Annotated in this window: 18 protein-coding genes; 9 read left to right on the top strand and 9 right to left on the bottom strand. The window is 30.3% G+C overall.

The annotated features are described in order from the left end of the window. Positions 1-47 precede the first annotated feature (47 nt). The 5 genes from ACOQN8_RS17630 (at position 48) to ACOQN8_RS17610 (ending at position 6,637) form a co-directional block, all read left to right on the top strand. Complete coding sequence (locus tag ACOQN8_RS17630) at positions 48-440, top strand: SPFH domain-containing protein (protein WP_420553697.1); 393 nt, start codon at positions 48-50, stop codon at positions 438-440. Between the two features lie 100 nt (positions 441-540). Further along, positions 541-996: a MarR family winged helix-turn-helix transcriptional regulator gene (locus ACOQN8_RS17625; protein ID WP_299122640.1), complete on the top strand. Its 456-nt coding sequence runs from the start codon at positions 541-543 to the stop codon at positions 994-996. A 10-nt stretch (positions 997-1,006) separates the two neighbouring features. Then, positions 1,007-2,137: an efflux RND transporter periplasmic adaptor subunit gene (locus tag ACOQN8_RS17620; protein WP_420553696.1), complete on the top strand. Its 1,131-nt coding sequence runs from the start codon at positions 1,007-1,009 to the stop codon at positions 2,135-2,137. 3 nt (positions 2,138-2,140) lie between these two features. Next, complete coding sequence (locus ACOQN8_RS17615) at positions 2,141-5,302, top strand: efflux RND transporter permease subunit (protein WP_420553695.1); 3,162 nt, start codon at positions 2,141-2,143, stop codon at positions 5,300-5,302. A 12-nt stretch (positions 5,303-5,314) separates the two neighbouring features. Beyond that, a complete protein-coding gene (locus ACOQN8_RS17610; protein WP_420553694.1) occupies positions 5,315-6,637 on the top strand; it encodes a TolC family protein in 1,323 nt (440 codons plus the stop codon). Positions 6,638-6,683: 46 nt separating this feature from the next. On the opposite strand, the gene ACOQN8_RS17605 is transcribed toward ACOQN8_RS17610, so the two are convergent. Next, positions 6,684-7,229, bottom strand: coding sequence for an acyl-CoA thioesterase (locus ACOQN8_RS17605; RefSeq protein ID WP_420553693.1), 546 nt, complete (start codon positions 7,227-7,229; stop codon positions 6,684-6,686). Then, positions 7,219-7,605 (bottom strand): 6-phosphogluconate dehydrogenase, encoded by a 387-nt coding sequence (locus ACOQN8_RS17600; protein ID WP_235275865.1) that lies wholly within the window; start codon positions 7,603-7,605, stop codon positions 7,219-7,221. The genes ACOQN8_RS17605 and ACOQN8_RS17600 overlap by 11 nt, the downstream gene beginning before the upstream one ends. 115 nt (positions 7,606-7,720) lie before the next feature. Between ACOQN8_RS17600 and ACOQN8_RS17595 the strand changes: the two genes are divergently transcribed. Beyond that, complete coding sequence (locus tag ACOQN8_RS17595; protein ID WP_420553692.1) at positions 7,721-8,896, top strand: GlmU family protein; 1,176 nt, start codon at positions 7,721-7,723, stop codon at positions 8,894-8,896. A 34-nt stretch (positions 8,897-8,930) separates the two neighbouring features. On the opposite strand, the gene ACOQN8_RS17590 is transcribed toward ACOQN8_RS17595, so the two are convergent. The 6 genes from ACOQN8_RS17590 to ACOQN8_RS17565 form a co-directional block, all read right to left on the bottom strand. Then, on the bottom strand, positions 8,931-11,267 hold the full coding sequence (locus tag ACOQN8_RS17590; RefSeq protein ID WP_420553691.1) for a TonB-dependent receptor plug domain-containing protein: 2,337 nt from the start codon (positions 11,265-11,267) through the stop codon (positions 8,931-8,933). A gap of 38 nt (positions 11,268-11,305) precedes the next feature. Beyond that, positions 11,306-12,229 (bottom strand): FecR family protein, encoded by a 924-nt coding sequence (locus ACOQN8_RS17585; protein WP_420553690.1) that lies wholly within the window; start codon positions 12,227-12,229, stop codon positions 11,306-11,308. 70 nt (positions 12,230-12,299) lie between these two features. Beyond that, positions 12,300-12,818 (bottom strand): RNA polymerase sigma factor, encoded by a 519-nt coding sequence (locus tag ACOQN8_RS17580; RefSeq protein ID WP_420553689.1) that lies wholly within the window; start codon positions 12,816-12,818, stop codon positions 12,300-12,302. Between the two features lie 68 nt (positions 12,819-12,886). Further along, the gene (locus tag ACOQN8_RS17575; protein ID WP_420553688.1) at positions 12,887-14,632 is read right to left on the bottom strand and encodes a M14 family metallopeptidase; all 1,746 of its coding nucleotides are present in this window, start codon (positions 14,630-14,632) and stop codon (positions 12,887-12,889) included. A 4-nt stretch (positions 14,633-14,636) separates the two neighbouring features. Continuing rightward, positions 14,637-15,089 (bottom strand): pantetheine-phosphate adenylyltransferase, encoded by a 453-nt coding sequence (gene coaD / locus ACOQN8_RS17570; RefSeq protein WP_150901402.1) that lies wholly within the window; start codon positions 15,087-15,089, stop codon positions 14,637-14,639. A gap of 4 nt (positions 15,090-15,093) precedes the next feature. Continuing rightward, the gene (locus ACOQN8_RS17565) at positions 15,094-16,071 is read right to left on the bottom strand and encodes a D-alanine--D-alanine ligase (protein ID WP_420553687.1); all 978 of its coding nucleotides are present in this window, start codon (positions 16,069-16,071) and stop codon (positions 15,094-15,096) included. Positions 16,072-16,224: 153 nt separating this feature from the next. On the opposite strand from ACOQN8_RS17565, the gene ACOQN8_RS17560 reads away from it, so the two are divergent. Next, on the top strand, positions 16,225-16,806 hold the full coding sequence (locus ACOQN8_RS17560; RefSeq protein ID WP_420553686.1) for a PASTA domain-containing protein: 582 nt from the start codon (positions 16,225-16,227) through the stop codon (positions 16,804-16,806). Positions 16,807-16,822: 16 nt separating this feature from the next. Then, positions 16,823-17,860 carry an RluA family pseudouridine synthase gene (locus ACOQN8_RS17555; protein ID WP_150901399.1) on the top strand — a complete coding sequence of 346 codons (1,038 nt, stop codon included), beginning with the start codon at positions 16,823-16,825 and terminating at the stop codon, positions 17,858-17,860. A 65-nt stretch (positions 17,861-17,925) separates the two neighbouring features. Here the strand turns inward: ACOQN8_RS17555 and cmk are convergent, their stop codons facing one another. Next, positions 17,926-18,615 carry a (d)CMP kinase gene (gene cmk, locus ACOQN8_RS17550; RefSeq protein ID WP_420553685.1) on the bottom strand — a complete coding sequence of 230 codons (690 nt, stop codon included), beginning with the start codon at positions 18,613-18,615 and terminating at the stop codon, positions 17,926-17,928. 236 nt (positions 18,616-18,851) lie between these two features. On the opposite strand from cmk, the gene ACOQN8_RS17545 reads away from it, so the two are divergent. Next, positions 18,852-21,131 carry a T9SS type B sorting domain-containing protein gene (locus ACOQN8_RS17545; protein WP_420553684.1) on the top strand — a complete coding sequence of 760 codons (2,280 nt, stop codon included), beginning with the start codon at positions 18,852-18,854 and terminating at the stop codon, positions 21,129-21,131. Position 21,132: the final 1 nt, after the last annotated feature.

Here is a 21,132-nt window from a genome sequence, read left to right as displayed (position 1 = left end):
TTTATACCTCTAAAATACTTTTGCTTGATAATTAAATAACAAACAAGATGAATGTATTAAAGAAAATAACGGTTGTGATTGTATTGATGATTTCAACTATAGGTTTTAGTCAGTCAAAATTGGAAAAGTTTAAAGCAATTCCAGCAGAAGAAATGGCTAAAAAGAAAACAGATTTAATGAAGGAAAAATTAGGTCTTTCGGAAGAACAAGCAAAAGAAATTTTTAGAATCAATTTAGATGCTTTTAAAGCAAGGAAGGAAGTTGTAGAGAATTCATCAATGTTCAGTATTCGAAAAAAAATGAAAGTTGTAGGGAAGGAAGAGTATTTAAAGTTAGAGGAAGTTTTATCCGAAACTCAATTAAAAAAATATAATTCAAAAGTTAAAAAAGAATTGAAAGAAGCAATGAGTAATTGGATGGAGGAATGGAATAAAGAGTAGTTTTTTTTAAGTTAACAATTTTAACAGAAAGTTAACTAGTTGCATATGCAACTAAATTAATCTTTTAATCTAACTTTGCGTCTAATAAAGGAACGGGAATATGGATTTAGAGAAAACATTAGCGCCCTGGTTAGGAAGGACAATGAAAATGATAGATAATCATATTCAGGATTTATTTTATGAGAAAAATATAAACTTGACTAAAATACAATGGGTTCTTTTAAAAAAGTTAGAAGAAAAGAATGGAGTGCCACAACAGGAGCTAGCTTTTTTAACAGGTAGAGATAAGACCTCTTTGACTAGGCTGATAAATACTATGGAAAAGAAAAGTTTAGTAGCAAGAATTCCTTCGAAATCAGATAGAAGAATAAATCATATTCATTTGACAAAAAAAGGAGAAGAATTGCTTAAAGAAACCATGCCAATAATGGACAGTTTTGTAACATCATTACAAGAAAATATTTCAGAAAAAGAAATAAAAGATACAATTAATGTAATTAAGAAAGTACAAGGAAATTTAATACAAAAATCAACTAAAGGTTGTGGTAGCAACTAAAATATAGAACATGAGAAAAGTAATTATTGTAGTGGCAGGAATAGTGGTGTTAGGATTAGCATTTTTAATATCAAACTATTTAAAAAACAGTAAAAAAGTACCAGAACAAAAAGTAACAAAAGTAGAAAAAACTGTTTTTGTAAAAGAGGTAAAAAATGGAGATGTAGAGATTAATATTTCAGCAAATGGAAATTTAGTAGCTAAAAATAAAGTAGATATTTACTCTGAAGTACAAGGGGTTTTACAAAATACTGGGAAAGATTTTAGAGTAGGAGTATCTTATAAAAAAGGACAAACACTTTTAAAAATTAATAATCAAGAGTTTTATGCGTCTATTCAATCACAAAGAAGTTCGTTACAAAATTTAATAGCTTCAATAATGCCAGATATGCGTTTGGATTACCCAGATTCATTTGAAAGCTGGAATGCTTACTTGAAAAACTTTGATATTAATAAAACAGTACAACCACTTCCAACACCAAAGTCAGATAAAGAGAAATATTTTATAACAGGAAGAAATATTTATACCACATTTTATACTATCAAAAATCTAGAAGCAAGATTAGGAAAGTACAACATTAGAGCTCCTTTTAATGGGGTTTTAACGGAGGCTTTGGTAACCAACGGAACTCTGGTAAGATCAGGACAAAAAATGGGAGAATTCATTGATAATTCTGTGTTTGAATTAGCATTATCGGTAAATGGAGGATTGGTAGATGTTTTAGAAGTAGGTAAGCTAGTAATGTTACATAACTTAGAAAATACAAAGGTTTGGAAAGGAAAAGTTTCTAGAATTAATGGAAAAATAGACCAAGCTTCGCAAACAGTTCAAGTTTTTATAGAAGTAAAAGGAAAGGATTTAAGAGAAGGGATGTATTTAGAAGCAAATGTACCTGTTAAATCAGAAAAAGAAGCCATAGAGGTAAATAGAAAACTATTAGTTGAAAATAAAGCAGTGTATGTGGTAAGGAATAATGTTTTAGACTTAGTTGAAATTAACCCAGTGCACTTTAATGAAAATACAGTAGTGATAAAAGGGTTAGCAAATGGAGAAGAATTAGTGAATAAACCAGTTGCAGGAGCTTATGCAGGAATGCCAGTTAAAATATTTTCAGAAAATAAAAGCACAGCAAAAAAATAAGATATGAAAAAAGTAATAGCATATTTTATAAAGTATCCTGTAGCAGTAAACATTATTATTATAGCTTTTGTGATATTAGGATTTTTTGGGTATTCAACACTAAAATCATCCTTCTTTCCATTAACAAATGCGAAATTTATTAATATTAATGTTGCATACCCTGGGGCATCACCTCAAGAAATTGAAGAAGGAGTTGTTTTAAAAATAGAAGACAACTTAAAAGGATTAGTAGGAGTAGATAGAGTAACATCTACATCCTCAGAAAATGCAGCAACTATTTCAGTAGAAACTTTAAAGGGTTATGATATAAATGTTGTTTTAGCAGATGTTAAAAATGCAGTAGATAAAGTTCCAAACTTTCCAACAGGAATGGAACCAGCGGTAGTTGCTAAAATAGAAAACATAGCAGAAACCATAAGTTTTGTAGTTACAGGGGATGATATTTCGCTAAAATCATTAAAAAATATAGCGAGAGAAATAGAAAACGATATCAGAAGAATAGATGGAATTTCACAAATTTCAATTTCAGGATATCCAGAAGAAGAAATAGAAATAGCCGTAAGAGAAAATGATTTATTAGCATATGAATTAACATTTAATCAAGTAGCTAATGCAGTTTCTACAGCAAATATTTTAACAACAGGAGGATCTGTTAAAACAGATGCAGAAGAGTATTTAATACGTGCTAATAACAGGTCGTACTACGGAGATGAACTAGATAATTTAGTAGTAAAAGCAGACGCTTCAGGAAGAATAATTAGATTAAAAGATGTTGCAACAGTAAGAGATATTTGGAATGAAACACCTAATAGAAATTTTTACAATGGAAATTTAGCGGTAAGAATGCAGGTGAGTAATACAAATAGTGAAGATTTACTTACATCAGCAGAAAAAATAAACGAATACATTGAAAAGTTTAATGCAGAGCATGATAATGTAAAAATAGAGGTAACAAGAGACTCTTCAATAACATTAAATCAGCGTACTGAATTATTATTCAAAAATGCATGGCAAGGAATGTTATTGGTAATGCTTTTTTTATCATTATTTCTACGTCCACGATTAGCTTTTTGGGTGGCAGCTGGATTACCAGTAGCATTTTTCGGAATGTTTATGTTGGCTGGATATTTTAATATTACAATAAATGTATTATCGCTATTTGGAATGATTATCGTAATAGGTATTCTGGTAGATGATGGAATTGTAATATCAGAAAATATTTACCATCATTATGAGAAAGGGAAAAATCCAATTAGAGCAGCAATAGATGGTACAATGGAAGTAGTACCACCAATTATATCAGCCATAAGTACTACCGTTTTAGCATTCTCATTATTTTTCTTTTTAGATGGGAATATAGGGGAGTTCTTTGGAGAAGTAGCAACAGTGGTAGCATTAACATTAATTCTTTCATTAGTAGAAGCGTTAATTATTTTACCAGCTCACGTGGCTCATTCAAAAGCACTAGATAGAAATCAAAAGTTATACAAGTTTAATAAATACGCAGAAGATTTAATGGATTTTATGCGTGATAAGTTATATGCTCCTGCATTAAAATTTGTGTTAGAAAATAAGTTTTTTGGCTTGACAATTCCAGTTGCTTTATTAATGTTAACTATGGGAGCTTTTGAAGGAGGAATTATTAAAGGAACTTTTTTTCCATCTATAGCAAGTGATAGAGTTTCAGTTAACTTAACAATGCCGCAAGGGACTAATGAGAAAATTACAGATAGTATTATATCAGTAATAGAAGCAAAAACTTGGGAGGTAGAAAAAGAATTTACTAAAAAGTATGGAGTAGAAGGAGAGCCAGTAGTAGAAAATATTTTAAAACAAATTGGGCCAGGTTCAGCTAAAGCATCTTTACGAATTAATTTATTACCTGGAGAAACGCGTTCTTTTAGTTCAAGAGAAATTACCAATGCAATTAGAGAAAAGGTAGGAGAAGTATATGGAGTAGAAACGCTAACCTTTGGTTCGGGAGGTAATTTTGGAGGAAGTCCAGTGTCAGTTTCTTTGTTAAGTAATAATATAGCTGAGCTAAAAGCGGCTAAGACAGAGTTAAAAGAAGAGTTAAAAAAGAACCAAGATTTAAAAGATGTTACCGATAATGATCCACAAGGGATTAAAGAAATTAAAATTCAATTAAAAGAGAATGCCTATTTATTAGGATTGAATTTGAACGAGGTAATGTCGCAAATAAGAAGTGGTTTTTTTGGTAGGCAAGCACAGCGTTTTCAAAGAGGACAAGACGAAATAAAAGTATGGGTTAGATATAATAAAAAAGAGCGATCGTCAATTAAAAATTTAGACGACATGCGAATTGTAACTCCTACAGGAAGTAGAATTCCACTTTCAGAAATAGCAAGTTATCAAATTGAAAGAGGTGAAATATCAATTAGTCACTTAGATGGACAAAGAGAAATAAAGGTAGAAGCAGATTTGAAAAATGCTCAGGGAAGTGCAACTGATATCCTTACAGATATCCAAGAGAGAATAATGCCAGAGATTTCAGCAAAGTATCCATCAGTAACAGCTTTATATGAAGGACAAAATAGAGAAGCTTCAAAAGTATCTAGTTCAGCAGCAATAGTAGGGCCAGTCATTTTATTACTTATCTATATTGTTATTGTATTTACGTTTAGATCGTATGGACAACCATTTATGCTGTTAATCATGGTACCATTCAGTTTAATAGGAGTTGCTTGGGGACACTGGATTCATGGATTTGCTGTAAATATTTTATCACTTTTAGGAATTATTGCTTTAATAGGAATTATGGTTAATGATGGACTAGTCCTTATTAGTAAATTCAATAGCTATCTAAAAGAAGGGATGGAATATGAAGAAGCCTTATTTGCAGCAGGTAAATCGAGATTTAGAGCAATATTTTTAACAACAATAACTACAGTAGCAGGATTAGCACCTTTAATTTTTGAAACAAGTAGGCAAGCTCAGTTCCTAATTCCAATGGCAATATCTATTGCTTATGGAATTATGATAGCGACATTTTTAACACTTTTAACTTTACCAATATTATTATCTATATCCAATTACTCAAAAGTATATACAAAGTGGTTATGGACAGGAAAAAGACCAAATAGAGAAGAAGTAGAAAGGGCTATTAAAGAATTAGAAGCAGAAAACGAAGAATTAGAAGAGTAAAAGAAAACAGAAATGAAAAAAATACATTTAATCATAGGATGTTTATTCACAAGTATTTCTTTTTACGGACAAGAAGTGTTAAGTAAAGAGAAAGCAGTAGAAATAACACTAGCGAATAATTACGATATTAGAGTAACAAAGAATAATGTAGAAACCGCAAAAAACAATAAAAGTATTTATAACAGCGGGTATTTACCAACGGTTACAGGAAATGCTGGGGCAAATTATAGTAAAAATGATACAGATCTTGAGTTTCAAAACGGAACTACGAATTCAGTTACAGGAGCTGAATCAAAGTCTTATAATGCGTCAGTAGGATTGAATTATACTATTTTCAATGGATTTAATAGGCAAAATACCTTTAAACGATTGAAAGAAAATTATAATTTAACAGAATTACAAGCACGTCAGGTAATGGAGAATACGTTAACCATATTGTTTTTAGCATATTATGAAGTAGGAAGGTTAACGGAAAATGAAAAGACTCAAAAAGAAACATTAGAAATTTCAAAAAAGAGGTTAGAAAGAGCTAAGTATAATTTTGATTATGGTCAAAATACTAAGTTAGAGGTACTGAATGCAGAAGTTGATGTTAATAATGATAGTATTACATATATAGATTTAAAACGTCAATTATCGAACGCGAAAAGAGATCTAAACGTGGTATTGGGAAGGAGTGTAAATACTCCAGTAAAAGTAGATACAGATGTAACTTATGCAATTGATTTAAACTTGATAGATATTTTACAAAAAGCTAAAACAAACAATGCAACTATTTTACAGGCAAAAAAGAACATTGAGTTAAGACAATTAGATGTAAAAATTAATAGAGCAGGATGGATGCCTAACGTAAGTTTAACAAGTTCGTATGCTTGGAATAAAAGTAATAACGATGCTACCAATGCGTTTAGTCCAATATCAAATACGCAAACAGGTGTAAATGCAGGTTTAAGCTTGTCTTGGAATATTTTTGATGGAGGAAGAACTAAAACTAATGTTGCGAATGCAAAAATAGCTTTAGAAACCCAAGAAATTCAAAAACAACAGCAAGAGGAACAATTAGAGAGAGATGTAAATAATGCTTGGGAGACTTATCAAAATGCATTGTTTTCATTACAAGCTCAAGAAAAAAATGTAACAACGAATAAGCATAATTTTGAACGAACTAATGAACGATATAAATTAGGACAAATTACCTCAATAGATTTCCGTCAGGCTCAAATTAATTTAATTAACGCAGAGTTAAGTGTAAGTAGGGCAAAGTATACTGCTAAAAATGCAGAACTACAGTTGTTACAGTTAGCAGGAATGTTATTAGATAACAAGAATTTTTAAATTTTATCTATAGATAAAAAAACCGAAGCCTAAAGCTTCGGTTTTTTTATAATTCTATTTTGATATTATATTTTTCTAAATCTTTTGAGTGTTTATGTATAGAAAAATTTTCACTATCAAATTCTTCGAGCCTATTTTTTCTAGTTTCATTTCTATGAATGGCTTCTAAAAATCTACGCATTTCATTATCGTTACTAATTATAATACCAGGTACTTTAGAGTTGTTTCCTTGTTCATTTTTAGCAACCATAGTAAAATAAGAAGAGTTACAGTGTTTTACATTACCTGTTTGGATGTTTTGAGATTCTACACGAATTCCCACTACCATAGAGGTGTTTCCAACATAATTAATAGAAGCTCTCATGGTAACTAATTCACCAACCTCAATAGGGTTAATAAAATTAACAGTATCTACAGAGGCAGTCACACAATAAGTTCCAGAATGTTTTGAAGCACAAGCAAAGGCAATCTGATCCATTAGATTTAAAATATAACCACCATGAATTTTACCACTAAAATTTGCATGTGAAGGAAGCATTAGTTCAGAAATCGTAATGCAAGTATCTTCTATTTTTTTATAATTATTGTTCATTTTCTTTCGTAACTCCTCTAAAATGTGGAGAAGCTTCTTCTTCCACTTTAGTAATAAAATATTTAGTGTCTCCTAACCAAAAGAAAGTTCCAAAACGTTCTTTATAAGTAACTTTCACATATCTACCTTGGTATTTTTTTAAATTATCAATAACAGTAGTTTCTTTATCTTCTACTGAAAAAGAAAATATTTGAGCTCCAGAAATTCCTTGACTAATTTCTCCTTCCCAAGTTTTAACAAATACACCCTTGTGACTAATTTTAATTAGTTCGCCAGATCGAACCCCTTCACTATAAGGAACGTAGTAGATAAATGCGTAATAAATACCTGCTATTAATAAAATAACACCAATGATAAGGGCTAAAATCTTTTTCATTCTTTAAAAATTAAAAACCAATTAGGTTTTGTTAGAACAAAAGTAATATTAAAATTTTAGACTTAAAAAATCAAAGGAAAGTAGTAAGTTTGTGTATCTACAAAAAGAAACACAAATGAATTATATTTTATTTGATGGCGATGTGCGTACAGCATTATTACCATTTACATATACAAAACCAGTTGCCGATTTAAGAGTAGGTATTTTAACAATTAGAGAAAAGTGGGAGAAGTTCCTTGGTTTAACTACAACAACTATTACTGAAGAATATTTAGAAGAAAAATATCCAATGGTAGAAATGGAGCAGAATGTATTGTTAAATGCATCTTTTTTACCAAATAAATCATTGGTTGAGGTTGTAAAAGGATTAAAAGAGAATCAAGCGGTTTTTAGAGGAGATGATGTTATTGCTTTTTATACAGCAGATACCCAAGAAGAAGTAGACTTTTCTAAGTATGAACAAATAGAGTTTGAAGATGATATTGTACAAATCAAAAACACGTGGGATATTTTTTCTTTAAACGATGCAGCAATTCGTGCTGATTTCGATTTAATTACTGAAGGAAGACAATCAGAACCAATCCCAGAAACGGTTAATTGCATTAATAGAGCTGATATCTTTGTGGAGAAAGGAGCTAAGTTAACTTATGCAGTTTTAAACGCTTCTACAGGGCCAATTTATATTGGTAAAGATGCGGAAGTAATGGAAGGAGTTGTGGTAAGAGGAGCTTTAGCTATGTGTGAAAAATCAGTTTTAAAATTAGGAGCAAAGATTTATGGAGCTACTACATTAGGGCCTTATTGTAAAGTAGGAGGAGAGGTGAATAATTCTGTTTTAATGGGGTATTCAAATAAAGGTCATGATGGATTCTTAGGGAATTCGGTTTTAGGAGAATGGTGTAATTTAGGAGCAGATACTAACAATTCAAACCTTAAAAATAATTATGCAGAGGTAAAATTATGGAACTATGAAACTGGTAGGTTTGCAAAAACAGGTTTACAATTTTGTGGTTTAATGATGGGAGATCACTCTAAGTGTGGAATCAATACAATGTTTAATACAGGGACTGTTATAGGAGTTTCTGCAAATATTTTTGGAAGTGGATTTCCAAGAAACTTTGTGCCATCGTTTAGTTGGGGAGGAGCTTCTGGATTTACAGAGTATAAAACAAATAAAGTATTTGAGGTAGCAGATGTGGTAATGAAAAGACGTAATATAGAATTTGATGATAAAGAGAAAAAAATTCTAGAGCATGTTTTTGAAGAAACCAAAAAATATAGAAATTATTAAAACATAAACCTCGCTATTAAGTGAGGTTTTTTTGTTAGAAACTTATTCTAAGAACTAAATTAGGAGTAGTTCCTAACGACAGTTTATCAATTTTACCTAACTGATAAACTACTTGGTTATTACTGTTAACAACAGGTACAGCAGTAAAAGTTCTTCTTAAAATATTTTTTTGATTGTATATATTCAAAATAGAAAAACCTAGTTTAGCCTTCCATCTATCAGAAAAATTAAATGAATAAGTAACAGAAGCGTCTAATCGATGATATTTTGGTAAACGTTTAGCATTTATATTATCAGTATCTAGTATAATGGTAGGTGATCCAGTACTTGGATTAATTCTGAATTCACGAACATCAGTAAAAGGGTTTCCTGTTCTATGTTTCCATCCAAAAGAAAACTCATAGTTGTTAAATGTAAAGGCGTGAGACCATGAAAAATAGTTAGTAATATCATGGTTAGCAGGGAAAAATTTATTTTCTAAATCAATAAATTTAAACTTATTTTTAGTGTAGGAATAATTAATCCACGTTCTATAATTTCCAATTTTTTTATTGATAAGTATATCAATACCAAAAACTTCTCCTTTTCCGTTTGAAAAATCTGTAGTTTGATCGTTATATCCTCTAGTTTGAGAGGTCATACCACTAAGATATTTAAGATATGGTTCAATATCAATTTTCCATCTATTTTTGTTGTAAACTGCACCAGTAGAAAATTGAAAACTTTTTTGAAGAGGTATATTACTGTCGTTAACTTGTGCCCAAACTTGGTTCTCTAAATCAAATCCAAGACTAGAAGTTTGAAATTCAATAATCTGACTTAGTGTTTGGTGTTTTTGTTCTAAAGAAGTTTTAAAACTTAATCCTTCATTAATTTTCTTTTCTATATATATTCTAGGCTCAACTACAGTTTTATTAATTTTATCAAAATGATTTATTCTTATTCCTGAATTGATTCTCCAATTATCATTATCATATAAATATTCAGTAAAAAACGAATGAGTATTATTAGTACCAGTATCTTCTTGTAGAGTGCTTACTATATTATTAAAATTAACATCAGCTCTGTAATTTAATTTATACGATGTTTCATTAGATAAGAAATCATAACCAAAAAGAAGATTAGTCTTATTGTTAACTTCGTAGTTTATATTGTAGGAAACACCTAAATCTCTTACGGAATTTGCTTTTATAGATCGACGTATTAAATAATTATTAATGTAATTATAATCACCAACGTAATTCAGTCTAAAATTCGAATAATAAGCTTTAAAATCATGAGTTAGCTTAGATGATAGTTTTTTATTCCAAAGAAAGCTCAATCCTCTATTGGTTATATTTAAATCATCCTGATAATTATCTTGATACAATGGGATTTTAAAGTTATTTACTAGTTTATTTTGGGTGTATAAAAAATTAATAGATAAAGCTTCGTTTTCTGAAGGTTTAATAGCCAGTTTAGTTGTGAAATCAGCAAAATAAAAACGATTATCTCTTTCAAAAGGCACACTTTTGTTAATTATTCTTCTTTCATGATTGGCATCAAATGTTTGAAATACACGCTTAGATAACTTATCAAAAGTAAAAGTGTTTACTACATCAGTAAAAGAACGTCTAAAAGAGGTAGTTAAAGCTACTTTTTTTGAAAAAGGAATTTTTAAATAAGCGTCAAAGTGGGTCATGTTAAAACCAAAACCACCAGTAACTTTAGAAGGAATGTTTTCTTGAGTTTTGATGTCTATAACTCCAGAAATTTTATTTCCATATCGAGCCTGAGTTCCACTTTTAGATAAAGTTATTTTTTTTGTTGTATACGGGTTGAAGGCAGAAAGTGTACCGAAAAAATGTCCAGAATAGTACATTTTTATTCCGTCCCAAAAAATTAAATTTTGATCAGGAGTTCCTCCTCTAATATAAATACCGGAAGCTGTTTCATTAGGACTTTGAACACCTGGTATAATTTTTAAGCTTTCTAAAACATCAGGTTCTGTTAAACCAGGTAAAACTCCTAATTGTTGAGGTAAAACAGAAATAGATCCGTTTTTATTTTTATTAATACCTAAGGTTACATAATTGCTTATTTGTACCTCTTTTAATAAGTTATAGTTACTAAAAGTAGTCTGTTTAACTATAGATATATAGTAATATCGATCATCAATTCGGTTAAATTTTAAGGATACTTGGGTTTCTATTTCTGTAAGTAATTCCTCTAATTGACAATTTTTTCTGTTAAAAGTAAAATATACTTCTTTGATTATGTTTGAATCAAAAGAAAACTTCACCTTATAATTAGATTCTGCATGTTTTAAAACATCTAATATAGGCGCGTTTAAAAAAGCAATGTCTATTTTTTCTTGAGAAAAAATAGACATTGTCAAGCACATCAAAAGTATACTTATTTTTTGCTTCATTAATTATATCTCAATACAATCGGACTATTTTTTGCTAATGTAAAAGAAATTTTCATTGGAGCAAAAACTGTTTTCAAAGCAACATTCATATTTTTGTGTGTAAATGTACCTGTAAATCGTTTATTTACATCAATATTACTTGTGTCAAACTTAATTTTATATTGTTTTTCTAAAGCTGTAATTACTTGACTAATAGGTGTGTTAGTGAAGCTACTTTCACCATGTATCCATGAAGGAGATTCTTGGTTAAAATCCCAACTTTCACTATCATTATTAAATATTCTATGAGCTTTACCTTTAGTTAAGATAACCTCATTATTATTTTTTGGAGTAACCTTAACTTTTCCTTCAAAACATTGAGTTTCAAAAAAGTTATTTGAAGAGTTAACAGTAAACTTAGTTCCTAAAACAGTAACATTACCTTCTGTTGTGTTAACAGTAAAAGTTTTACCTTTTTCAACTTCAAAATAAGCTTCACCTGCTAACGATAAATTTCTATTAGTATTCCAATCTTTCTCTACATATTCTAATGTAGAATTTGGAGAAAGGTGAACTTTAGAGTTATCAGGTAACGAAATAGTTATTTGTTCCCCAAAACTTGTAGAAATATTGGTAGTGTTATTAGTGTTAAAGTAAAAAAAGCTAACTATTAAAGCTATAGAAGCTACCGCACCATATAACCATGCAGGAGTTAATCTTCTTACCTTATTAGTTTCTTTCTTTTTCTCTAATGTTTCCCCTATTAGATTATTTAAAGCAGCAGTTTTATCATAAGCTGGTGCTTTCAATTGCTGTGAAGCATCATTTATAGCTTTAAAATGATGATAGTCTTCAGAGCTTTGAAATTGTTTTAGCTCTTCTGGAGTAAGTTCATTGGCTACCCAACGAGCTAAAAAAGTTTCATCTTTATATCCTTGTTCCATTTCCTGTGTATTCTTGCTATTTGTATTAGAACATTTAAAATATTATTTACCCTACTATAAATATAGTTTTTTAAACTTTACCAATTTGTTCCTTTAATGTTAGTAAAGCTTTACTCATTCTTTTTTCAACAGCTTTTACAGAAACACCTACGATTTCGGCTATTTCTGTGTACTTCTTTTTGTCTATTCTGCTTAATAAAAAAACTTCCCGTTGTTTTTCTGGTAAGTTAGCAATTACTCTTTTTAATTTAATATGAAATTCTTCCTCTTCTATCAGAAATTCAGGGGTTTCATTAGTTCTGTCAGGAGAAATATTTTTTCTTTGATGCTCAAGTACTACTTTTTTATGGGCAACTTCATTTAAAAATTTATTATTGGCAACTGTGTATAAAAAAGACTTAGCTTTTTCAAAAACAACTTTAGCACAATTATCCCAAAGCTTTATATATGCCTCTTGAACGATATCTTCGGCTTGCTGAGTATCTCCACATTTATAGTAAATGTAGTTTCGTAAAGATTGTGAATGTTGATTGAAAATTTTCTCGAAATTTTTCTGTTCACAAACTGATTTTAAGGGTGCATTATCCATTAGTTTCTTCTAATTTTCCAAAAATATGAAAATGAAACTAAGAATTCTATAAAAAATTTAACATTAGTTTAATATTTTTTGAAAATAGGAAGCATCATGTGCGATTTTTCATAATGAGGAGTTGCCTTGTATATATATAATAACTGGGCATACGCGCTTTTAGCAAACTCTTCATCTGTTTTAATTTTTTCCTCAAATTTTTGTTTAAAATCAGGGTTGTTTTTCAAATATTCAGTAGCAATATCCTCAAAAACATAGGCAGAAAACCCTTCTTTTTGCTGTAAAATAGTGTCAAAGAAATTCCAATTAAAGAAAGAATCAGTTGCTTCGGCTTCTAAAGTTTCAATTAAATAACGAATACCTTTTTGTTTTGTAGGAATATATAAATCACCTTTTTTAAACATTACTGGCTTTAAAGTCTTTTTAGTTTGCGTGTTGTAATGTAAGTAATGTCCTTCGTATGGTTGTTTTCTGGATTCGAAGTCAGTTATATGCTGTATTTCTGCGATTAAAGTTGTATCGTTCTTAAAACGAGTAAACTCAATTTTATTAGTTGTTAGTCTATCTATTATTTTATGCCAACCTTGTTGTAAAATATAGGCTTCTGGTATTTTAACTTCTTTAGTAACAAGGAAATTATTGTAATAAGGAATGTTTTTAGTGTAAGGTTTAGTTCTGTCGTAAAATAAACGCTTACCGTTGGTAACTTCGCTATCGATATAAGTTCCTTCGTATCCCATAAATTTAAAGTCACTTGGATTTGTTTTGTCAACCTTAAATGAAATTGGATATGTTTTTTGGGATATTATTTCTTCAAAAGCTTTATTTCGTAAATCTTTAATTTCTGAAGAATATTTTTCTGAAAAATCTAAACTAGAAAATAACAAGTCATAAGTTTGATTTACTCTAATTTTATATGGCTTAAGCATATGAGTTTCTACCATTAATCCAAGTGTGTTGAATAGGGTAGTGTAACCTGTAGAATATCTTGGAGAATCAAAAAATTGTGACCATCCTTTATCTGGAGTACTTCCCCAAACATTTACATAAGGTGTAATAGCAACTTCTTTTTGAGCTAAAGACTTTTCTATATATGGACGCATTTCATTTTCTAAAAAGTGTCCCAACTTACCACCTAACTTATTATGTTGTGTGAATAAGTGTGTGATAGCATATTGGTAGTCAGCTCCGTTGCTTACATGATTGTCAATAAAAATGTCTGGACTAACGATATGAAAAATTTCAGCAAAAGCAGCAGCATTTTTGGTGTCCTGTTTTATGAAATCACGATTTAAGTCATAATTACGAGCATTACCTCTAAAACCGTATTCTTTAGGGCCGTTTTGATTTGCTCTTGTATGAGAATTTCTATTTAAAGCACCTCCAATATTATAAACAGGAATAACGCATATTAATGAGTTTGCATAAGCTTTTTTTAATGAATCATTTTGAACAATATCACGTAAAAGTAGCATGGAAGCATCAATACCGTCAGATTCTCCTGGATGAATTCCATTGTTGATTAAAATTCTATTTTTTGAAGAATCTTTAATTTTAGTTAAGTCTGTTTTTCCATTAGTATTAAAAACAGCCAAATGTAAAGGGTTACCAGAATCTGTTTCACCAATTTCAAATAATGATATTTCATTATATGTATTGGCTAAATCTTCGTAAAAAGAAATTACCTCTTTATATTCAGGAGTTTCTGTTCCGTTTGATTTTTCGAAAAGAGTTGTAAAATCTTTTGCTGCTTTTGTAGAATTTTGTTTGCAAGCTAGAAAGCTAAGCAGGAATATAAAGTATAATTTTTTCATTTTATTAAATTCTTACAGCATCTGGAACTAAACCAGTATAATCTCCATTATTTCTAATAACATCACGAACTATTGAAGATGAGATATAACTTTTTCCAGAAGATGTTAATAAGAATACAGTTTCAATTTCTGAAAGTTTTCGGTTAGTGTGTGCAATTGCTTTTTCAAATTCAAAGTCGGCAGGATTTCTCAAACCTCTAAGAATAAATTGAGCGTTCTGTTCTTTACAGAAATTTACAGTTAAACCGCTGTAAGTAACTACTTTTATTTTAGGTTCGTGCTTAAATGTTTCTTCAATAAATCGTTTACGTTCTTCTAAAGAAAACATATATTTTTTATCGGAATTAATACCAATAGCAATTACTAATTCGTCAAATAAAGTAACACCACGTTCAATAATATCTAAATGGCCTAGGGTAATAGGATCGAAAGATCCTGGAAATATTGCTTTTTTCATTGTATTAATTATTAAGTGCCATTTCAATAGCGTTTCCACATAATTCAGTTAACGAAATACCCGCACAATTTGCTTGCTGTGGTAAAATACTTGCTTCAGTAATACCAGGTACAGTATTCATTTCTAAGAAATGAGGTTCGTTATCCACAAATATATATTCAGAACGGGAAAAACCACTCATATTTAAAATTTGGTATACACGTTTGGCAACTTCTGAAACTCTTTTTTCTTGTTCTTTAGTTAAACGAGCTGGTGTAATTTCTTGTGATTTCCCTTCATATTTAGCTTCATAATCAAAAAAGTCATTTTCAGATACTATTTCAGTAATAGGTAATACTGTAACTTCTCCTTTATATTCAATAACCCCAACAGAAACCTCAGTTCCGTCAAGAAAACTTTCTATTAATATTTCAGAATCTTCTTCATATGCCTTGTCTAAAGCAGGAATTAATTCTTCTTCAGTATGTACTTTAGAAATACCAAAACTAGAGCCAGCATTGTTTGGCTTTACAAAACAAGGCAAGCCTACTTTTTCAATAATTTGCGTTGTGTTTATCTCATCTCCTTGATTCAGATATACTGATGTAGCTGCTGGAATTCCATATTCTTTAACAACACTCAAAGTGTCTCTTTTGTTAAAAGTTAAAGCCATTTGGTAAAAAGGAGCAGAGGTATGCTTTAATCCAATTAAATCAAAATAAGCCAAAATAATTCCGTTTTCGCCTGGAGTTCCATGAATAGCATTGAAAACACAATCGAATGAAATTTTTTCATTGTTTATTACAGCTGAAAAATCATGTTTATTAATAGGGTATTCAATATCGTTATCATCAACTAAAACCCATTTGTCTTTTAAAATATGAACTTTATAAGGATTGTATTTTTCCTTGTTAAGATGCTTGTAAACTACGTTTCCACTTTTTATAGAAATTTCTACTTCAGAGGAATAACCTCCCATAATTACAGCTATATTTTTTTTCACTTTTTTGTATTTGAATTATTTTTTGATTGCTTATTTGTAAAATAGATTACAGCATAATTATACAAACTTACCAAAAAAACTCGTTTAAGAGTTAATGAATTAAAAATAGTAATATTTTTACTGTAAATTTGTGCCACTTTACAAAAAATCGATATGAGTAAATTTTCAGAAAATTTTAAAAATTCGTTTCAGTTTATAAAGAGCAAAAGTTTCTTTATACAAATAGGAATAGCTGTGGTTTCTATTTTAGTATTTGTTTTTGTGTTACAATGGTGGTTGGGAGTAACAACAAATCATAATCAGAAAATACAAGTACCTAACTTGCATAAAATGTCTTTAGACGCTGTTGAGAAAAAATTAGATGAACTTAATTTAGAGTTTATAGTAATAGACAGTGCTAGTTATAATCCAGACTACCCAAAAAAATCGGTTATAGAGCAAAATCCTGAAACTGGTGATTTTGTAAAAGAAAAACGTAAAATTTATTTGACGTTAAACCCATCAAAATATAGAGATGTTGAAATTCCAGATTTAAATGGAAGAACTCAAAGGCAAGCATCAACACATTTACGTTCTATAGGATTTAATGTAGGAAAAGATATTACTTGGGTAAGAGATATAGGAAAGAATGTAGTAAGAGGTTTAATATATAAAGGAAATAAAATTGAACCAGGAACAAAATTACCAAAGAAATCTACTATAGAACTTATTTTAGGAGACGGTAACGGTAACTAATTTTTATTATTGATTTATGCAGGAAGATACAACTCCAGGAATGGAAAGTGACGATTTATACGAACACCATAGATTTGTAGCAACAGATGGACAGGAGCCTCTAAGAGTAGATAAGTTTTTAATGAATTTTATTGAAAACGCTACTCGAAATAAAATTCAACAAGCAGCTAAAGCAGGAAATGTTTTGGTGAACGATGTAGTGGTAAAACCAAATTATAAGGTTAAGCCTAAAGATGTAGTTCGTATCGTTTTGTCATACCCGCCAGCAGAAAATTTATTAGTAGCTGAAGATATTCCTATTGATATTGTTTATGAAGATGATGAAGTTATTGTTGTAAACAAACCAGCAGGAATGGTGGTGCATCCAGGTCATGGGAATTATTCTGGAACTTTAGTAAATGGATTAATACATCATGTAGAAAATTTACCAACAAATTCTAATGAGCGTCCAGGTTTAGTGCATCGTATTGATAAAGATACGAGTGGATTATTAGTAGTTGCGAAAACAGAATTTGCTATGGCGCATTTATCAAAACAATTTTTTGATAGAACTACAGAGCGTTTGTATTATGCATTAGTTTGGGGACATATTGAAGAAGATGAAGGTACTATAGAAGGGAACATTGGACGTAGTTTTAAAAATCGTTTACAAATGGATGTTTTTCCAGATGGAGAACATGGAAAGCATGCGGTAACACATTTTAAAGTTTTAGAACGTTTAACCTATGTAACATTAGTACAATGTAAATTAGAAACAGGTAGAACGCATCAAATTAGAGCGCACTTTAAACATATTGGACATACACTTTTTAATGACGAGCGTTATGGAGGAGATGCAATATTAAAAGGAACAACATTTACAAAATATAAACAGTTTGTAGATAATTGTTTTAAAGTATTACCAAGACAAGCATTACATGCCAAGACATTAGGATTTACACATCCTAAAACAGGAGAGTTTATGCAGTTTGATTCTGAAGTTCCAGCAGATATTGAAGCATGTTTAGCAAAATGGCGTACCTACTCTGAGAATTCAAAATTTGAAGAAAATTAAAAATATTTTTGAAATACTAAAAAACCAGCTCTAAGAGCTGGTTTTTTATTTTATATAGTGGTGAGTTATTGTAAGTTTCTATTTACTAAACTCATAATACGTTCAAATTGTTCTTCAAGTCCCATATCAGAATTGTCAAATTCTACAGCGTCATCCGCCATTACTAAAGGAGAGTCTTCTCGTGTTGAATCAATTCTATCACGTTCTTGAACATTGTGTAAAATTTCTTCATAATTTACATCATCACCACGATCTAATAATTCTTTATAACGTCTCGTTGCACGTTTGTCGGCAGAAGCAGTCATAAATAATTTTAATTCAGCATCAGGAAAAACAACTGTACCAATGTCTCTACCATCCATTACAATACCTTTGTTTTTGCCCATTTCTTGTTGCTCGCTCACTAATTTTTTACGAACCTCAGAAATTGTAGCAATTTTACTTACTAGTCTAGAAACTTCAATAGTTCTAATGTCTTTTTCAACATTAGTGTTGTTTAATATCATTTCAGCAAAACCTAAATCTTTATTAAAAGAAAAAGAGAGTGAAATTTTGTCAAGATTAGCAATTAAATCTTCTGGGTTAAAATGCGTGTCAGAGATATAATTTTGTTGCATAGCATATAATGTAACAGCTCTGTACATAGCGCCAGTATCTACATATATATATCCTAATTTTTTAGCTAATTGCTTAGCAATGGTACTTTTTCCGGTTGATGAAAAACCGTCTATGGCAATGGTGATTTTTTGTGTCATGAATACTTAAAAATGGATCACAAATATACGGCAGTTTTTTGTTGTATTTTTAATATTGAATCTATTAAAAATAATATAGGGGAAATACCTTGTTTTTTAGTAGGTTATAATATGATTTTTGTTTTATAAATTGTTAAATTGACTTACTTTTTATATATTTCCTAATAATATTATAGTGTGTTAATACCTTTATTTAAAAAAAAGTGTATTTTTATCACCCCTTAGGATCCCTTTAAATGAACAAAATAACTAGAAGCATACAAATACTTTTAGGTGTATTTCTCTTTTGTATTAACTACACTACGGTTGCACAAACCCTAAATCCACCTGTCTTAAATTTTGGAACAAGTGCGTGTGATGCAACAGGTTCAACAAATTTTTCTATTGATATAAGTTTTTCGGGAACAGTTTTTAATAGCGATAATCAATTTATTGTTGAGTTATCTGATGCAGATGGTAATTTTGGAGCTTCGCCTACAGTATTAACTACATTAACGGATCCGACACTAAATACAGCATTTAATTTGCCAACAGTAGGTTTTACTTTGCCAGCAGGTACTTTTGGTACAGGGTATAAAATACGTATTCGTACAACTTCTCCAGTAATGACTTCTGAGTCTGGTTCTTTCCAAGCTTATCATGATATGCAACAAAATAGTGGTTTTTCGATAAAGGATGGAGATGGAAATGATAAGTTTACTTTGTGTCCAGGTGAAAGTAAAGAAGTTTTTTTAAGTATTACAACAATTGGTGATTACTCATGGTATAGGAGAGTAGGGACAGTTGAAACTCTAGTAGCAACTACTAGTGAACCTAAGTTTACAGTAACTGAACCAGGGAGTTATTTTGTTAAAATTAATTATGGAGCATGTGGAGAGGCAAGTTCTATTTTTCTTATAGTTTCAGGGATTAGTACAGCTGATGCACAAATTGATGGGCCTTCTGAGGTAGAAATATGTAGTAATGAAACACATACCTTTAAATCTAAAATTAATAATTCATCATACACTTATGAATGGTATTTAGATGGAGTCTTAAAGCAATCATCGAATTCAAATGAGTATACAACACCAGCTGCTGGACAGTTCGGAAAGTATACGTTAAAGATTATAACAGGTTCTGGAACAGGTGCCTGTACAACAACTTCAACAGAAGTAGAGTTGAAACAAAAAACAACAGCAAGTTTTACAATAAATACAGTAAATGCAGGTGAAAGTGTATTGTTACCATGTGAAACAAAACAGGTGGAGATTACTGATGCACCTTCTAGTGCAACAATTCAATGGTATAAAGATGATAATCCTGTAGGAGGAGCAAATGGATTTACTATGAATGTTACAGCTCCAGGAGAGTATTATGCAATTGTAACGGATCCATCTTCATCATCATCTTGTCCAGCTACGGTAAAATCTGAGGTGTATGTTTTTTATTCTTTAAAAGAGTTTAAAGCAGAAATAAGAATTCAGGATGCTAATTATACAGAATGTGAATCTACATCAGCAAAATTAGTCATTGTAGGAGTGAAAGCTTTAGTGAATGAGAATTCAAATGAATATGATATAACTACAGATCAACTTAATGCAAGTGGTCCTCAATTAGTACAGTATCAATGGTATAAAGATGGAGTAGCAATTACTACTTCAGGTAACGCAAATGAATATGATGTGAATTCGTATTTAGATAATGGAGAATATGATTTAGAACTGAGTACTTGTGCTCCAGGTGTTATAAAAACAAAGTTGCCAGATGCTAATAGAATAACAGTAAAATTAGGAGCACCTTTACCAACTATAACTTCTGTGCCAAATTCAAACTCTTTATGTCCTGGAGGTACTATAACTTACAGTATAGATGGAGGGTTATTGCCAGGATTTACTTATGAGTGGTTTAAAGATGGAGGTACAACAGCAGTTGCTACTGATGTAGTAGATTTTGATGTAACTGAAATAGGAGAATATGTGTTAAAAATGACAGGTTTTGGTTGTGAAAGGTCTATAGATCCTATAAATGTAGTATTGTTTGATGAATCAGTTGTGGAAGTTACACCATCTGTAAAAGTAGTATTAAATCAAGGACAAACAGTTACAGTAACAGCATCTGGAGGAGAAAATTATGTATGGCATGAAGGACAAGATGATTCAGGAACTGTATTGTCAACAAACGAAACATTAGATGTTAATGCCTTAGGATTTTATACTGTAGTAGTTAGTGTAGGAAGTTGTAGAGTTGTAAAAACAATTGAAGTTGTAGAGCAAGATGATCAAATAATAGTACCAAATATTGTAACACCAAATCAAGATGGAATTAACGATACTTGGCAAATATCAAATAGATATGCATTTCAACCAACTGTTACCATACAGTTGTATAATTCAAACGGGAAAGAAATTTTAAATACAACCGATTACCAAAATAATTGGCCGACTGAAAGTTTGGGGAATCAGCGCGTTTTTTATTATAAAATAATTAGAGATGATGTTCTAATTAAAGCAGGTACAATATCGGTATTAGATTAAA

Source organism: Tenacibaculum aiptasiae (assembly GCF_965221665.1).
Classification (GTDB): Bacteria; Bacteroidota; Bacteroidia; order Flavobacteriales; family Flavobacteriaceae; genus Polaribacter; species Polaribacter aiptasiae.
Note: the sequence above shows the minus strand (reverse complement) of the source record. Positions and strands in the feature narration are given on the sequence as shown.

Coding starts and splice junctions, on each gene's coding strand:
- ACOQN8_RS17630 (WP_420553697.1), top strand. CDS start 48: ATGAATGTATTAAAGAAAATAACGGTTGTGATTGTATTGATGATTTCA.
- ACOQN8_RS17625 (WP_299122640.1), top strand. CDS start 541: ATGGATTTAGAGAAAACATTAGCGCCCTGGTTAGGAAGGACAATGAAA.
- ACOQN8_RS17620 (WP_420553696.1), top strand. CDS start 1,007: ATGAGAAAAGTAATTATTGTAGTGGCAGGAATAGTGGTGTTAGGATTA.
- ACOQN8_RS17615 (WP_420553695.1), top strand. CDS start 2,141: ATGAAAAAAGTAATAGCATATTTTATAAAGTATCCTGTAGCAGTAAAC.
- ACOQN8_RS17610 (WP_420553694.1), top strand. CDS start 5,315: ATGAAAAAAATACATTTAATCATAGGATGTTTATTCACAAGTATTTCT.
- ACOQN8_RS17605 (WP_420553693.1), bottom strand. CDS start 7,229: ATGAACAATAATTATAAAAAAATAGAAGATACTTGCATTACGATTTCT.
- ACOQN8_RS17600 (WP_235275865.1), bottom strand. CDS start 7,605: ATGAAAAAGATTTTAGCCCTTATCATTGGTGTTATTTTATTAATAGCA.
- ACOQN8_RS17595 (WP_420553692.1), top strand. CDS start 7,721: ATGAATTATATTTTATTTGATGGCGATGTGCGTACAGCATTATTACCA.
- ACOQN8_RS17590 (WP_420553691.1), bottom strand. CDS start 11,267: ATGTCTATTTTTTCTCAAGAAAAAATAGACATTGCTTTTTTAAACGCG.
- ACOQN8_RS17585 (WP_420553690.1), bottom strand. CDS start 12,229: ATGGAACAAGGATATAAAGATGAAACTTTTTTAGCTCGTTGGGTAGCC.
- ACOQN8_RS17580 (WP_420553689.1), bottom strand. CDS start 12,818: ATGGATAATGCACCCTTAAAATCAGTTTGTGAACAGAAAAATTTCGAG.
- ACOQN8_RS17575 (WP_420553688.1), bottom strand. CDS start 14,632: ATGAAAAAATTATACTTTATATTCCTGCTTAGCTTTCTAGCTTGCAAA.
- coaD (WP_150901402.1), bottom strand. CDS start 15,089: ATGAAAAAAGCAATATTTCCAGGATCTTTCGATCCTATTACCCTAGGC.
- ACOQN8_RS17560 (WP_420553686.1), top strand. CDS start 16,225: ATGAGTAAATTTTCAGAAAATTTTAAAAATTCGTTTCAGTTTATAAAG.
- ACOQN8_RS17555 (WP_150901399.1), top strand. CDS start 16,823: ATGCAGGAAGATACAACTCCAGGAATGGAAAGTGACGATTTATACGAA.
- cmk (WP_420553685.1), bottom strand. CDS start 18,615: ATGACACAAAAAATCACCATTGCCATAGACGGTTTTTCATCAACCGGA.
- ACOQN8_RS17545 (WP_420553684.1), top strand. CDS start 18,852: ATGAACAAAATAACTAGAAGCATACAAATACTTTTAGGTGTATTTCTC.